The following is a 15,956-nucleotide window of genomic DNA, read 5'->3' on the forward strand; positions in this document are numbered from 1 at the left end:
ATTTACACGGGGAGAGATGAACAATGGGAAAATATGTTTTGTCACTAGATCAGGGAACGACAAGCTCAAGAGCAATTTTGTTCAATAGCGAAGGAGATGTAGTGTACTCGGCTCAGCGAGAATTTCCGCAGTATTTTCCTCATCCCGGCTGGGTAGAGCAGAATGCGAATGAAATCTGGAGCTCTATTCTCGGGGTCATTGCCTCCTGTCTTTCCGAATCCGGTGTAAAAGCAAATCAAGTGGCTGCCATCGGCATTACCAATCAGCGAGAATCGGTGGCTGTATGGGACAAAAATACAGGAGTGCCCGTGTATAACGTACTCGTATGGCAATCACGCCAAACCTCGGACATCTGTGAAGAATTGAAGCGGCAAGGGCACGAGGAGCTTTTTCACAGCAAAACAGGGCTGTTGATCGACCCGTATTTTTCAGGCACTAAAGTAAAGTGGATACTGGACCATGTGGAGGGCGCGCGGGAAAAGGCGGAACGAGGTGACCTGTTATTCGGTACGATTGACTCGTGGCTGATCTGGAAACTATCCGGCGGAACGGCACATGTAACGGACTACTCCAATGCAGCCAGGACGCTGATGTACAACATTTATGAACTAAAGTGGGACGAAGAGCTGCTGGACATTCTGGGTGTTCCGAAAATCATGCTACCTGAGGTAAGACCTTCTTCCGAGGTATATGCGCACACTGTGGATTATCATTTCTTTGGTCAGAATGTACCGATCGCCGGTGCAGCAGGTGACCAGCAGGCAGCCTTGTTTGGTCAGGCATGTTACGAAAAAGGGATGATCAAAAACACTTACGGCACAGGCTGCTTCATGCTGATGAATACGGGGGATCAACCAGTGGAATCCAAGCACGGCCTGATTACGACCATCGCTTGGGGACTGGAGGAAGGCAAAGTGCAATACGCACTCGAGGGGAGTGTATTTGTAGCGGGGTCGGCGATCCAGTGGCTGCGAGACGGGCTGCGTATGTTCCGTGAAGCGAAGGACAGTGAACCTTATGCCGCCCGTGTTTCGTCTACGGAAGGAGTGTATCTTGTACCCGCTTTTGTCGGACTGGGCAGCCCCTACTGGGATAGCGAGGTGCGTGGAGCGATGTTCGGTTTGACACGCGGGACCACGAAGGAGCATTTTATCCGCGCCACATTGGAGTCACTCGCTTATCAGACCAAGGATGTGCTTACAGCCATGGAGATTGATTCAGGTATTGCAGTGAAATTGCTGCGGGTGGATGGAGGAGCTGTATTGAACAATTTTCTGATGCAATTCCAGAGCGATATTTTGGATGCAACAGTGGAGCGGCCAGTTATCCATGAGACGACGGCACTGGGGGCTGCATGTCTGGCAGGTTTGGCTATTGGATATTGGAAGAGTACGGATGAACTTCGCAAGCGGGTGAGAGTGGAAACCTCTTTTGCCCCGAATATGGATGAAGCAACACGTGAAAGCTTGTATGAAGGCTGGAAAAAGGCTGTGAATGCGACGATGGCCTACAAGTAATAGATTAAGCGATGGGTCTCAGAATATTAAACTGCAAAAAGATGACTTCTGAATTTATCAGGAGTCATCTTTTTTAAGGCATATGCTAACTCTTGACCTTCGTATGGTCCCAATGTTGCCGGGCTCCGCAGGAGCTACGAATGACTAGTTCCGGCTCTACTTTAATACATTTCGTATCCATTTGTTTATTCATCAGGTCAAACAGCACCATAGCGGCTAGACGACCTATTTTTTGCTTGTCTTGTTTCACAGTCGTCAGTGGAGGTTCGGTATAACGACAGGCTTCTATATCATCACATCCCACTACAGCAATATCCTCGGGTACCCTTAAGCCGCTTTCCTTGAAAGCACGTATGGCACCAAAAGCAAGCAGGTCGGTCGCCGCAAAAATAGCTTTTGGTAAATTTCCTTGCTGTATCCACGCCTTCGCGACCTGGTATCCATCTTCTGCCGCGTAGTCCTTACCATACACGACCCATTCAGGTCTAACGTCAAGACTAAACCGTTTTAGTGAGGCGATAAAGGCTTCCTCTCTCTCTTTAATAACCAAAGAGGGGCGTTCAATGCCTATAAAACCCATTTCGCGGTATCCATTCATGTAAAAGTGCTCAACAACCTTCATTGAAATCTTCTGATTGTCGGACATGATATAGCAGGAACTAGCTCCGGTTAGCTCAATATCGACACCGATGCAGGGGATAGGGCTGGCATCGAGATCAAAAACACTCTTCTCCACCTCATCTCCAGCAATAATAATGCACCCGTCCACTGAAAAATATTTCGAGCGAGCCAAATAGTCCTCTCCATTATCCAGAAATTTCTCATTTGAGAAAAATAGCAGATCGTAACCGAGCAAGCCAATCTGTTTTTTGAAGACATTAATGATATCAACAAAAAAAGGATGACTAAAATCAACATTCAGCTTGCCGGCAAATATAACGCCTACCAGATTAGATTTTTTGGTAGCAAGCGTTTTAGCCGAGGAGGAGGGTCTATAGCCTGTTTCCTCCATGATTTTAAGTACCCGCTGTCGGGTTTCCTCACTGATGTCTGTGTAATTGTTAATGATTTTCGAAACCGTTGCCACTGAAACGCCTGCCATGCTAGCTATTGTTTTTATATTCATGGAATCCTCCGTAACTAAACTGATTTAGTTAAATTGACTTTTCTTTTCAAACTTAATGATTACCCGTATTCTATGCTACCTCATAGAAGTGAGTCAACAGTGTGAATAAAGGATGTTGCCTAATATTTTAAGGAGTAAAAACGGTGATTTATGTTTTATTTGATAATTTACAATTCTCTATTTACAAATACAGGCTATCCGATACATAATAGTAGCTGTAATCAACTAAACCGCTTTCGTAAAAGTGAATGCATTTATTCTAAGAGTACAGGGGGAATTTTACAATGCTGAAAAAGTGTTTTTCCTGATATCCATGTATCTCCCGAATCCGGCTGATTCCGCAATTTGCTCTCATTAATAGCCTGGGACTTTACAATACCCAGCTTGGGTTTTATTTTGCTGAAAACAACAGGTACCGGCATCGCTTTTCTGATGTTTGTGGGGTATATCAAGTCTGTCTCCCGAGAGCTGGATGAAGCGGCTGCCATGGACGGGTGCGGATATTCATGATATTTGTTTACAATTCTTGTCCCGCTGATGAAGCCGGTGTTGGCAACAGGCATTATTTTGACAGCTATAGGGGCGTGGAATGACATTATAGGTCCTACTATTTATTTGTCTGATCCTGCTTATCAGCCAGTGACCAAGGGATTGTTCTCTTTCTACGGACAATACATGAACAACTGGCCGCTGCTCGCTTGCGGCATTCTGATTGTTACACTACCGCTCGTTATTTTGTATATTTTCCTCCAGCACTTTATTGTCGGCGGTGCAATGGCCGGAGCTGTGAAGTCTTGATTCCTGAAAGGATGATACCGAGTATGAGTGAGAATACCTATACATTCCCCACCACGTTTATGTGGGGAACTTCGACCTCTTCTTATCAAATTGAAGGTGGCGTGGATGAGGAAGGAAGAGCGCCTTCTATTTGGGATACTTTCTGTCGAGCACCTGGAAAGGTGATAGGAGGGGACTGCGGAGATGTGGCTTGTGACCATTTTCACCGCTTTAAGGAAGACGTGCAATTAATGAAGCGACTTGGCTTTTTACATTACCGTTTTTCCGTGGCCTGGCCGCGCATTATTCCCGCACCCGGCGTGGTTAACGAACAGGGGTTGCTCTTCTATGAGCGTCTGCTGGATGAGATTGAGTCGGCCGGGCTAATTCCAATGCTGACGCTGTATCATTGGGATCTACCGCAGTGGATTGAGGACGAAGGCGGTTGGACGCAGCGAGAGATTATCCAACATTTTAAAACGTATGCTTCTGTAATCATGGATCGATTTGGACAGCGTATAAGCTGGTGGAATACGATAAATGAGCCCTACTGCGCCTCTATTTTGGGCTATGGCACAGGAGAGCATGCCCCCGGCCATGAGAACTGGAGGGAAGCCTTTACTGCCGCTCATCATATTCTGATGTGTCACGGGATAGCCATGAACTTACACAAGGAAAAGGGCCTGACGGGCAACATCGGTATTACGCTGAACATGGAGCATGTCGATGCAGCCTCTGAACACCCCGAAGATGTAGCCGCTGCTGTCCGGCGGGATGGTTTTATTAATCGATGGTTTGCCGAACCATTATTTAACGGGAAATACCCTGAGGATATGGTGGAATGGTACGGGGCGCACTTGAATGGATTGGATTTTGTACAGCCTGGTGATATGGAGCTGATTCAGCAGCCAGGGGATTTTTTGGGCATCAACTACTACGCCCGCAGTATCATTCGAGCGACTACAGACGCTTCGTTGCTTCAGGTTGAGCAGGTTTCCATAGAGGAACCGGTAACGGATATGGGATGGGAGATTCACCCTGAATCCTTTTATAAGCTGCTAACGCGGATTGAGAAGGATTTTTCCAAGGGGTTACCCATCCTGATTACGGAAAACGGAGCAGCGATGAAGGACGAACTGGTGAATGGAAAGATTAAGGACATTGGACGTCAGTATTACATTGAGGAACATTTAAAGGCATGCCATCGCTTTATTGGGGAGGGAGGTCAGCTTAAGGGCTATTTTGTCTGGTCATTCCTCGATAACTTTGAATGGGCCTGGGGATACAGCAAACGTTTTGGTATTATACACATCAATTACGACACGCAGGAACGGACACCCAAACAAAGTGCGCTGTGGTTCAAGCAAGTGATGGCGAATAACGGGTTTTAAATAGAAAAGGCGTCGAAGACTTGGTTTCACAGCAGCCTGTGACGACGAATAAAGTGCCTTGTGGGTTTAGCGGCTACACAGCACGACTGGCGGCAGGTACTGCCGTCAATCACTGTACGATCATCGGGCATGTGAATGATATTCACTCTATCAATGAACGGATTACGGAAATCGCAACCATGCCTTATATCGAGCGGAAGGCGGAGGAAGCCAAAGCGTTGATCGAAGAGTTGACGGATGAAATGGCAACCCGGACATCCATTCCGTTATTTGACGAATACTGCCGTCAGAACTATCTGGATAACCTGTTACGTGGTGGTTATCCATGCTGCTGGAAAACGGCACGGAGCAACCGTTTGTATATCATGTATTTTCACGCAAGCATGGGGATCTGGAACCGTTGCTGGGACAGGTGGAGGTGGCAGATCATTCGTCTTTGCGTGCTTTTTTTCAATCGTCGTTCACCCCGGGTGAGCTGATTCAACATATCATTCATGACAACATCGCGCTAAAGCAAACGGTTGAGACTTGTTTGTAACCGAAGCTCCCAAGCATTCCGAACAATGCTATGAGGCTGATTTTGGTGAAGGCTTCTGGATCGACCATTGGACATATAACATGGATCTAATCGAAAGTTATCTAAGTATCTATCCAGACAAACAAGAGGAACTCTTGCTAACGACCCGAGAGTACATGTATTACGACAGTCCGGCATGGGTACAGCCACGTCGAAACAAATACGTGCAGATGAAAGACGGACGTATCCGTCAGTACGGGGCGGTCGTAGAGAGCAAGGAGAAAGAAGCTCAGCTGCACGCCCGGGATCGCGATGTTCATTGGGTTCGAACCGAACATGGAAGCGGAGAGATTTATAAGTCAAATTTATATGAAAAGCTGCTGTCATTGGCAGCCATCAAGCTGTCCACGCTGGACCCGGAGGGCTTAGGAATTGAGATGGAGGCGGGCAAGCCGGGATGGAATGATTCCATGAACGGACTTCCGGGGCTGTTTGCATCTGGATTCAGTGAACTGTGTGAATTACAGCGACTTGTAAGATTTTTAATACATGCACAGGTGAAGCTTTCGGGCGATTCTGTGCTACGGTTGCCGCGAGAAGTTGCTAAGTTGATCCAACAGCTGAGGCTCGCAATGGAGGAATACTACCACGATTCTGATGAGGCTGATTGCAGGGATGAAAGCAAGGATTACAGCTTCTGGTCACGGATTTCCTTCTTTTATTATGAAGCCAGAGAATTCGAGGTACAGGAGGATGACTGCGGGGGCAAGCTCGTAAACATACATTCCTTCGAACGTAAGGATACCCCATATTTTCTAGAGGGACCGACCCGGGCTATGAAAGTGGTTGGCGACATTGTAAATGGGCAGGAGCTATATCGGCAAATCAGGCAGAGTGGGCTTTACGACAGGAAGCTGGGCATGTATAAGGTGAATGAAAGTCTGGCGGGGCAGCCGTTTGGCAACGATCATAGGGGCCTATCCTTGAGGCTGGAGCCCAAGCTGCCAGGTGACTTATTTTAATACGGATCGTAAGGATACTTATGCAACGGAATGCAGAGTGACCCAATATGTACTGCATTACGTCAGTGGCGAAAAGAAGACGATATGCCAGGCTGTATTAGATCAAAAAGAAGCGCAAGATGTGAGAGTCGGTTGATTTCTCGTATCGAGGTATATTTGGGGGCATAGCTCCATTAATTAAAGCCGTCATGCTGCCATAACAGAGCATAACGGCTTTTTAAGATTTCATAAATCCTTGTGTCAGGGCAGGGAGACCTATGCTGAAATATCTTGTAAATCCAATATCACAGGGCAGTGGTCACTGCCTGTAATATGACAATCAATGCTCGCATCCATCAATAGCGGACGAAGTCTCTCCGAAACGAGGAAGTAATCAATCCGCCAGCCGATATTCCTTTCTCTCACCTTTGGCATGTAGGACCACCAGGAATAAACATCCGTCCGGTCAGGATAAAAGGATCTGAAGGTATCTATAAATCCGGCGTCTAGCAGCTGTGACATGCGTTCCCGTTCCTCAGGCGTGAATCCGGCATTTCCGTAGTTAGCTTTGGCATTTTTGAGGTCAATCTCCTGATGAGCTACGTTCAAATCTCCACAAATGATGACAGGCTTCAAAGCATCCAGTTGTTGCAGGTAGCTGCGAAAACGGTCTTCCCATTCCAGTCTATAGGGCAGTCGGGATAAGTCCCGTTTGGTATTCGGTGTGTACACATTGACGAGATAAAATTTTTCGAATTCCAGAGTTATGGTTCGGCCCTCTGGTTCTTCGTTTTCCTCAAGTCCATAATGCACAGAGAGCGGCTTGATTTTGGTGAAAATAGCCGTGCCGGAATATCCTTTTTTCTCAGCGTAATTCCAGTATTGTGTGTATTCCTCCATGTTCTCCATGAGGATTTGACCTTCTTGAAGCTTCGTTTCCTGTACGCAAAAAATATCGGCATTTGTTTCTTTTAGATAAGTATAAAACCCTTTGGTCACACAGGCTCTTAAGCCGTTTACATTCCAAGATATTAATTTCATTTGATTAATCTCCTTGCTAATTCACGCGGTCAAGCGATGTGATTTGTATATCCTTTGTTGACATAAGCTTATAAATGTCTTCTATCTGGACTTCATAGGTTTTTCATTAAAATGGTCCTGAAATGGTGCAACATGAATAGATGATAGCAATTTCTGCCCTTTTTTGAAAGAGTAGAGACTTGAAACCAGCGCCTAAAGTAGTGATGGGCAGACTAATCTTTCTACATTATTTATAATGAAAAAAGCTCCCTTGCGGAAGCTATTTTTGATGTAATTTATCAAGAGAGATACTCTCCCTATGGTCGGCTGCGAAGTATAGGCTAACGATACCGATGACCCGACGTTCCCCCGTGGTTTATCTCAGAGAACAAAAAAAGCCTCCATTATGGAGGCTTCTTGTTATGACGTCCCAGGAGGGATTCGAACCCCCGACCGACGGCTTAGAAGGCCGTTGCTCTATCCAGCTGAGCTACTGGGACATAAAATTCAAGCGAATATTAATATATCATATGGATAAAAGAAATTCAAGTCTTATTTTGCATATATCGCTTATTTAGGCTTTATACAGCATAAATTCTGAGTAGACGTAGTTTTTTTTGCCTTATAAAAGGGTATGTTAGAATACAGGTGAATATGTGTAAGACGAGTGGTTGGACTTCGGCTACTGTTTCTCATATAATCTACAAATACTTGAGCTTGCGAAGGAGAGGGGGTGCCTTGAATAAAGGACTCCAAGGTGACGACAAAAGAAAATAATATTGTATTGTTTCCGAAGACACTGGACTATTATCAAATTCAACTTACTGTGATGCTTGAAAACGAACGTTACGGAGAGGCGATGGCGATGCTGCGTTTTTTAATGCAGTGTCAGGGACAGGAGCAGAAGCAATACGATGAATGGAACGCTTTATTACAATGGCTGGAGGCTGCATTTCCACAGTACGCTGACAGCGGGGCGGTAACGGACGCTGTGGAAGAAGAAGTCAGTGAAGTAGAGTTAGCTCGCCGTCATGCACGCTTTAAGCAGGAGCAGGATGCAGGCTACGGCAACAAGCTGTTGCGGATGGCTATGGATGAACCCTTATCCGAACAGACGATTTTAGCGTTGGAGCAGTTGTCCTATCTGGAACTGCCAGAAATCGACGATGCCTTGCTTCGCTGGATTACGGAACGGGAAATCCATCCTTTACTTCAATTCCGTGTTCTACAGACAATGCGACGACGCGGAATGGAAGGGACGATAGAAATCAGACGGGGTGATGAACAAGCGGAAATCGACATTGAAACGGTTCCGTTACAGCCAGGTGATTTTCCAGAGTCGATTATGCGTATTTTGGAACGGGTGGCCGATCAGACTGAGGTGCACGAGCCTACACTATTCTATTTCGCACAGGAGCTGTGGTCACAGTTTGTGATGGCAGTATACGGTACGAAAGATTATAGATCAATGTTGGTGGAAGAGGACGGGATGCCGGATATTTGGGCTGCAGCACTCCATCAGACGGTTTCGGAAAGTTTGAACGGAAATAATAATGAGGAAGAAACCCGTGCTATATATGGCATTACAGATGCGCTTCGCTTCCGTTTTGAGCAGGCGTATCGGTCGATGCGACTATTCGTAGCGGCGGGAATGAACACTCCTTAATGACCGGAAACGTTTACCTGTGAAGCATTCAAAGGGCTGCTCTTGAAAAAGACAGTAATGTTAGATATACTATAGTGGTTATTTTGTGTGCGTTGATTGTAATGAAAACTAAGTGAAGATTTTGTTGGAGGGGAAAGCATAAAATGAAAGCAACTTGGGAGAAAATAGAGAAGAACCTTGGGGTTCTTGAAGTTGAGGTTGACGCGGATCGTGTAGCCGCTGCACTCGACAAAGCTTTTAATAAAGTGGCAAAACAAGTAAGTGTACCAGGATTCCGTAAAGGTAAAGTACCACGTCCTATCTTTGAAAAACGCTATGGTATTGAAAGTCTGTACCAGGATGCAATTGACATCCTGTTGCCAGAAGCTTACAGCCAAGCTGTAGAGCAAACAGACATCTTCCCGGTTGACAGCCCTGACGTTGAAATTGATCAATTTGCTAAAGGCGAATCTTTCAAATTCAAAGCAAAGGTTACTGTTAAACCTGAAGTGACTTTGGGCGATTACAAAGGCGTAGAAGTGCCAGTAAGCAAACTCGAAGTAAGCGACGAAGAACTGGCTCAAGAACTGGAGCGCCTGCAACAACGTCATGCTGAATTGGTTGTCGTTGATGAAGATGCTGCTCAATCCGGTGATACAGCTATTATTGACTTCGACGGTTCCGTGGATGGTGTACCATTCGAAGGCGGACAAGCTGAGAAGTATTCTTTGGAACTGGGCTCTAACACATTTATCCCTGGTTTTGAAGAGCAAGTGGTTGGTTTGCACACTGGCGATTCCAAGGACGTTGAAGTAACGTTCCCTGAGAACTACCATTCTGCTGACCTCGCTGGCAAACAAGCGGTATTCAAAGTGAAAGTTCACGAACTGAAACGCAAAGTTCTTCCTGAACTGGACGATGAATTTGCTAAAGATGTAAGCGAATTTGACACACTGGCTGAATTCAAGGAAGACTTGAAAAAGCAATTGTTGGATCGTAAGGAAAACGAAGCTAAAGCAGCCCGCGAGGGTGCTGTAGTGGAGAAAGTTGCTGAGAATGCAACAATCGACATTCCTGAAGCAATGGTGAAGAGCGAAGTGCAAAACATGGTTCGCGATTTTGACAACCGTTTGCGTAGCCAAGGTATGAACCTTGAAATGTTCCTCGGATTCTCTGGTCAAAGCAAGGAAGACCTGGAAGAGCAAATGAAAGCTGATGCTGAGAAGCGCGTACGTAACAACCTCGTGCTGGAGCAAGTGGCTAAAGCAGAAAACATCGAAGTTTCCGAAGCGGAAATTGATGAAGAACTGAAAAACATGGCTGAAGCTTACAAACGTTCAGTTGAGGAAATCCGTAGCATTCTGGAAGGTAACGGCTCGTTCGCTAACCTCAAAGAAGAAATTTCACTGCGCAAAACGATTGCTTTGTTGGTGGAAAACAGCAAAGAAGTAGAAGCGCCAGTTGAAGCTGCTGAATAATTCAGACGATAAAATATACGGAGTATGCTGTAACAAGCTGCAACGTAGCAATTAGATAGGGATAAGGCACGTAGTGAAAGTTACGTGCCTTATTTTTACCTTTGGTAACCCAAATTTTAGTCGTTTATGGAAAGTGCTGTGAGTCGTGTTTTTTGTTTTACATAAGTCACTACCGTATATTTGCACATACATACGAAACATGGTTAAATATGAGAAGGTCTCGGCAGAGTGTACTGTAAACAGCCCGCACTGCATATATGAGCGCATGCAAATATGACACGAGACTCTGAACATGTTAAAATATTTTGTAAGGTGTTCACGTTTCATGCTTGCTGCTTCCGTTTTAATGGGACATAAGGAAGCGGATGAATACAGGTGTTCATTTTAATAAAGAAAAGAGGTTGGTCGTGATGAGTCTCGTCCCTATGGTTGTGGAACAAACGAATCGAGGAGAACGATCTTACGATATTTACTCGCGGTTGCTTAAGGATCGTATTATTTTCCTAAGTGGCCCGATTGATGACGATGTCGCCAATCTCGTCATTGCACAGTTATTGTTCCTTTCTGCGGAAGATCCAGAGAAGGATATTAATTTGTACATTAACTCGCCAGGCGGTTCTGTAACTGCGGGCATGGGTATATATGATACAATGCAATTCATTAAGCCGGACGTATCGACGATCTGTGTAGGCATGGCTGCAAGTATGGGTTCGTTGCTGCTCACAGCGGGTGCGCCAGGCAAGAGATACGCGCTTACCAACAGTGAAGTCATGATCCATCAGCCGCTCGGTGGCATTCAAGGGCAAGCCTCCGATATGCTGATTCATGCGGACTGGATTATCAAAACACGTGCTAAGCTGAATCAAATCTATGTAGAGCGTACGGGTCAGCCCCTCGAAAAAATCGAACGTGATACTGACCGGGATTTCTTCATGGAAGCGGAAGAGGCAAAAGCATACGGTATCATTGACCAGGTGCTGTCTAAACCGATTAATCTGTAAAGGGGTGGCTCTATGTTTAAATTTAATGATGAAAAAGGACAATTGAAATGTTCTTTCTGCGGTAAATCTCAGGATCAGGTTCGCAAGCTTGTTGCTGGACCGGGCGTATATATATGTGATGAATGCATTGAGTTGTGCACGGAGATTGTAGAAGAGGAATTGGGGCATGAAGAGGAAGTAGATCTGAAAGACATTCCGAAACCAATGCAAATCCGTGACATTCTGGACCAATATGTCATTGGTCAGGATCAAGCGAAAAAATCGTTGTCTGTAGCGGTATATAATCACTACAAACGTATTAATACTCAAAACAAAATTGATGATGTGGAACTGCAAAAAAGTAACATTTTGATGCTTGGACCTACTGGTTCGGGTAAAACGTTGCTTGCGCAAACCATGGCTAAAATTTTGAATGTTCCTTTTGCTATCGCAGATGCCACTTCCCTTACGGAAGCAGGTTATGTGGGTGAAGACGTTGAAAATATTTTGTTGAAACTGATTCAAGCTGCCGATTATGATGTGGAAAAAGCCGAACGCGGCATTATCTACATTGACGAAATTGATAAAGTAGCCCGCAAATCCGAAAACCCGTCCATTACGCGTGACGTATCGGGTGAAGGTGTACAGCAGGCGTTGCTTAAGATTTTGGAAGGCACAGTTGCTTCTGTACCTCCGCAAGGCGGTCGCAAGCATCCACATCAAGAGTTCATTCAAATTGACACCACGAATATCCTGTTCATTTGCGGTGGTGCCTTTGATGGTCTGGAGCAAATGATCAAACGCCGTATCGGTAAAAAGGTTATCGGCTTCAACGCTACTAGCGAACAAAAAGATCTGAAACCAGGCGAATATACTTCAATGGTATTGCCTGAGGATCTTTTGAAATTCGGCCTGATTCCGGAATTTGTAGGACGCTTGCCAGTAATTTCTACGCTCGAGCCGCTTGATGAGAACACATTGGTTCGTATTCTGTCCGAACCGAAAAATGCGTTAACCAAGCAATACCAGAAGCTGCTTGAGCTGGATAATGTGCAACTGGAGTTTAAGCAAGATGCTCTGGAAGCCATTGCTCGTGAAGCGATCAAGCGTAACACGGGTGCCCGTGGCCTTCGTGCGATCATCGAAGGTATTATGCTGGACGTAATGTATGAGGTTCCTTCCCGTGAGGATGTGACTACTTGCGTCATCAATGAGCAGGTTGTAAAAGACAAAATTGCACCGGAACTCGGTGGTACAGATAAGGATAAAAAACAAGAAGAGAGCGCCTAAGGATTGATACTTCGCGATCTCTAAAACATGAGAAGCCGGATCTCCACTTCACTAAACCTGTATGAGGTTTTAAGGGGTGGAGGTTTGGCGTTAATGGGAGAGAAAAGTACATGTTCTTAAGACAAGACACACGTCCCGTTAAAGTCGGGAATCTGACGATTGGCGGCAGCAATGAAGTCATCATCCAAAGTATGTGTACAACCAAAACAGCAGATGTGGAAGCGACTGTAGCCGAGATTCTTCGCTTGGAAGAAGCTGGATGTCAACTGGTGCGGGTTACCGTCAACAATGAGGAAGCTGCCGCAGCCATTAAGGAAATAAAAAAACGGATTCATATTCCGTTGGTTGCAGATATTCACTTTAATCACAAGCTGGCTCTACTGGCCATTGAAAACGGAATTGATAAGGTTCGCATTAATCCAGGTAACATTGGACGACGTGAAAAAGTGGAAGCTGTCGTGAAGGCATGTAAGGAAAAAGGGATTCCGATTCGGATTGGTGTGAACGCCGGATCATTGGAACAGCATTTACTGGATAAGTATGGCTACCCTACGCCAGAAGCGATGGTAGAAAGCGCACTGTATCATATCGGGATACTGGAAGAACTTGATTTCCATGACATTATTGTGTCACTGAAAGCGTCTGACGTTCCTATGGCGATTGCAGCTTATACGAAGGCCGCTGAAATTATTAAGTACCCGCTCCATCTGGGTATTACCGAAGCGGGTACGCTCTTTACTGGTACGGTCAAAAGCGCGGCAGGTATGGGCGCTTTGCTGGCCTCAGGCATCGGCTCTACAATGCGTATTTCGCTCAGTGCCGATCCGGTGGAAGAAGTGAAGGTAGCACGTGAGTTGCTCAAGACTTTTGGATTGATCACAAACGCAGCTACACTAATTTCTTGTCCGACTTGTGGACGTCTGGATATAGATCTGTTCTCTATTGCCAACGAGGTGGAGGACTACATTGCAAAACTCAAGGTACCGATTAAAGTATCAGTACTGGGTTGTGCAGTAAATGGCCCGGGTGAAGCGAAGGAAGCTGATATTGGAATTGCTGGGGCACGCGGTGAAGGCCTTTTGTTCCGTTATGGAAAAATGATTCGTAAAGTACCTGAGGCCGATATGGTCGACGAATTGAAAAAAGAAATTGATATCATCGTCAAGGCTTATGAGGAAACAGGGAAAATCCCTGGACGTGAAGAACGTCATACCGCCGAGAAGGTGTAGGCAAAGCAGTTATATAAATAGGCATAGTCATAATCTATTTTCATCATTTAAACGCCGTGGAGAGCAGCTCTGCTACAGAACTGTTCTTCACGGCGTTTTTGTATTTCTCTCTGATCTTTTGAAAGACCGCCGTTTAGCTATCGCGGAAAAGGAAATACTGTTTTTCATAGAGCGGCATTTTTCAAATTGCTGAGATGAGAAACGGAGGAAATACGATGGACTTGACTATGATTTTGTTATTGGTGCAAATGTTTTTCGGGATTGTAATTGGTCTGTATTTCTGGAACCTCCTGCGGAGCCAGAAAACGAACCGTAGTGCGGTGGATCGGGAATCCCGCAAGGAATTGGATAAGCTGCGCAAATTGCGCTCTATTTCGCTTACTAAGCCGTTGGCTGAACGCACACGTCCTGCCACATTACAGGATATCGTGGGTCAGAAGGACGGACTGCGCGCACTCAAGGCAGCGTTATGTAGTGCGAATCCGCAGCATGTCATTATTTATGGCCCGCCGGGTGTAGGGAAGACGGCTGCTGCACGCGTGGTGCTGGAAGAGGCTAAGAAGAATCTGTCCTCCCCGTTCAAGGGAGATGCCAAATTCACGGAGATTGATGCTACGACGGCCCGCTTTGACGAGCGCGGTATTGCGGACCCGCTGATAGGTTCAGTGCATGATCCAATCTATCAAGGGGCAGGAGCGATGGGGGTGGCGGGAATCCCGCAGCCTAAGCCCGGAGCTGTGACGAAGGCGCATGGGGGGATGCTGTTCATTGATGAGATTGGTGAGCTGCATCCAACGCAGATGAATAAACTGTTGAAAGTACTGGAGGATCGCAAGGTATTTTTGGAGAGTGCGTATTACAACTCGGAAGATTCGAACACTCCTGCTTATATCCACGATATTTTCCAAAACGGTTTGCCAGCCGATTTTCGTTTGGTAGGTGCGACGACCCGTTCGCCGCATGAACTGCCACCTGCGATTCGCTCCCGGTGCATGGAGATTTATTTCCGTGCCTTACAGCCACAGGAGATTGCTCGTATTGCAGAGGATGCTGTCCACAAGCTAGGCTTTGGCCCTTGCCCTGAGGCGGTAGAAGTTGTACAGCGTTACGCAACGAACGGTCGGGAAGCGGTCAATATGATCCAGCTGGCTGCTGGTTTGGCACTTACCGAGAAAAGGGAACGTCTCAATGCTTCCGACGTGGAATGGGTAGCGGGCAGCAGTCAAATTCAACCACGTCCTGACCGAAAAATACCGGGCTTGCCGCAAATCGGATTCGTTAACGGATTAGCTGTATATGGCCCGAACATGGGGATGCTGCTGGAAATTGAAGTTACAGCAGTTCCGGTTCCTGAGGGAAAGGGAATTTATAATATTACGGGGGTCGTGGATGAGGAAGAAATTGGAGGTGGGTCCCGCACGCTGCGCCGTAAGAGCATGGCTAAAGGTTCTGTGGAAAATGTTTTAACCGTTTTGCGTACGCTCGGATTGTCTCCATCGAATTACGATTTGCATATCAATTTCCCAGGGGGTACGCCAGTAGATGGCCCGTCCGCAGGAATTGCGATGGCAACAGCCATTGCTTCCGCGATGCGGGGAATTCCGGTGGATCATGAAATTGCTATGACTGGCGAAGTTAGCATCCATGGTCGTGTCAAACCGATTGGTGGTGTATTAGCCAAGGTTGAAGCCGCTTTTCAGGCTGGAGCCAAAAAGGTGATCATTCCGCAGGACAACTGGCAAGCTCTTTTTGACGGTATTGAGAGTTTAAAAGTCATTCCTGTACAGTCAGTTACCGAAGTGTTCCGACATGTGTTTGGGGAAGAGATGACGTCAGATTTGCCTGTGCATGCGCCAATTGAGACTTTTCGCTCATCCCAATCTTCCTTGTTACAGGCTGATGGAACGCATAGCGGGACGATATCAGATACAGGATCTTGCTGATGAACCACCCTTTCATTGGTTTTTTCATAAAACATTTGATAA

13 protein-coding genes, 1 tRNA gene and 1 pseudogene are annotated in these 15,956 nt (G+C 46.1%); 12 read left to right on the plus strand and 3 right to left on the minus strand.

Translation table 11 applies throughout. From position 1 onward, the window contains the following. The first annotated feature begins 23 nt into the window (after nt 1–23). A complete protein-coding gene (gene glpK / locus WA407_RS16615; RefSeq protein WP_336077811.1) occupies nt 24–1,517 on the plus strand; it encodes a glycerol kinase GlpK in 1,494 nt (497 codons plus the stop codon). A gap of 85 nt (nt 1,518–1,602) precedes the next feature. Here the strand turns inward: glpK and WA407_RS16620 are convergent, their stop codons facing one another. Then, nucleotides 1,603–2,643, minus strand: a complete 1,041-nt coding sequence (locus tag WA407_RS16620) for a LacI family DNA-binding transcriptional regulator (protein ID WP_235308593.1) — start codon at nt 2,641–2,643, stop codon at nt 1,603–1,605. 295 nt (nt 2,644–2,938) lie between these two features. Here WA407_RS16620 and WA407_RS16625 point away from each other — a divergent pair. The 5 genes and pseudogenes from WA407_RS16625 to WA407_RS16645 form a co-directional block, all read left to right on the plus strand. Further along, a pseudogene (locus WA407_RS16625) lies at nt 2,939–3,441 on the plus strand (carbohydrate ABC transporter permease); the annotation flags it as partial. Nucleotides 3,442–3,464: 23 nt separating this feature from the next. Next, nucleotides 3,465–4,811, plus strand: coding sequence for a GH1 family beta-glucosidase (locus WA407_RS16630; RefSeq protein ID WP_336077812.1), 1,347 nt, complete (start codon nt 3,465–3,467; stop codon nt 4,809–4,811). Nucleotides 4,812–4,849: 38 nt separating this feature from the next. Further along, the gene (locus WA407_RS16635) at nt 4,850–5,290 is read left to right on the plus strand and encodes a hypothetical protein (RefSeq protein WP_336077813.1); all 441 of its coding nucleotides are present in this window, start codon (nt 4,850–4,852) and stop codon (nt 5,288–5,290) included. A gap of 49 nt (nt 5,291–5,339) precedes the next feature. Then, entirely contained in the window at nt 5,340–6,350 is a 1,011-nt protein-coding gene (locus WA407_RS16640; protein ID WP_336077814.1) for a hypothetical protein, read from the plus strand. After that, nucleotides 6,337–6,486, plus strand: a complete 150-nt coding sequence (locus WA407_RS16645; protein WP_336077815.1) for a hypothetical protein — start codon at nt 6,337–6,339, stop codon at nt 6,484–6,486. Before WA407_RS16640 ends, WA407_RS16645 begins: the two co-directional genes overlap by 14 nt. Nucleotides 6,487–6,605: 119 nt before the next feature. Here the strand turns inward: WA407_RS16645 and WA407_RS16650 are convergent, their stop codons facing one another. Both WA407_RS16650 and WA407_RS16655 read right to left on the minus strand, forming a co-directional pair. Further along, the gene (locus tag WA407_RS16650) at nt 6,606–7,370 is read right to left on the minus strand and encodes an exodeoxyribonuclease III (protein ID WP_061828824.1); all 765 of its coding nucleotides are present in this window, start codon (nt 7,368–7,370) and stop codon (nt 6,606–6,608) included. Nucleotides 7,371–7,775: 405 nt separating this feature from the next. Continuing rightward, nucleotides 7,776–7,849 (minus strand) — tRNA-Arg (locus WA407_RS16655). Between the two features lie 257 nt (nt 7,850–8,106). Between WA407_RS16655 and WA407_RS16660 the strand changes: the two genes are divergently transcribed. From WA407_RS16660 to lonB, 6 genes are all read left to right on the plus strand, one after another. After that, complete coding sequence (locus WA407_RS16660) at nt 8,107–9,015, plus strand: hypothetical protein (RefSeq protein WP_013311626.1); 909 nt, start codon at nt 8,107–8,109, stop codon at nt 9,013–9,015. Between the two features lie 143 nt (nt 9,016–9,158). Next, nucleotides 9,159–10,472 (plus strand): trigger factor, encoded by a 1,314-nt coding sequence (gene tig / locus WA407_RS16665; protein ID WP_028541569.1) that lies wholly within the window; start codon nt 9,159–9,161, stop codon nt 10,470–10,472. A 410-nt stretch (nt 10,473–10,882) separates the two neighbouring features. Beyond that, a complete protein-coding gene (gene clpP / locus WA407_RS16670; RefSeq protein WP_016324659.1) occupies nt 10,883–11,473 on the plus strand; it encodes an ATP-dependent Clp endopeptidase proteolytic subunit ClpP in 591 nt (196 codons plus the stop codon). A 12-nt stretch (nt 11,474–11,485) separates the two neighbouring features. Then, complete coding sequence (clpX, locus tag WA407_RS16675) at nt 11,486–12,742, plus strand: ATP-dependent protease ATP-binding subunit ClpX (protein ID WP_013311623.1); 1,257 nt, start codon at nt 11,486–11,488, stop codon at nt 12,740–12,742. Between the two features lie 110 nt (nt 12,743–12,852). Next, nucleotides 12,853–13,971, plus strand: coding sequence for a flavodoxin-dependent (E)-4-hydroxy-3-methylbut-2-enyl-diphosphate synthase (gene ispG / locus WA407_RS16680; protein WP_025718670.1), 1,119 nt, complete (start codon nt 12,853–12,855; stop codon nt 13,969–13,971). 215 nt (nt 13,972–14,186) lie between these two features. Beyond that, nucleotides 14,187–15,914, plus strand: a complete 1,728-nt coding sequence (lonB, locus tag WA407_RS16685; protein WP_336077816.1) for an ATP-dependent protease LonB — start codon at nt 14,187–14,189, stop codon at nt 15,912–15,914. Nucleotides 15,915–15,956: the final 42 nt, after the last annotated feature.

The sequence above is a fragment of the Paenibacillus sp. 203 genome (genome assembly GCF_037027525.1).
GTDB classification, from domain to species: Bacteria; Bacillota; Bacilli; order Paenibacillales; family Paenibacillaceae; genus Paenibacillus; species Paenibacillus polymyxa_B.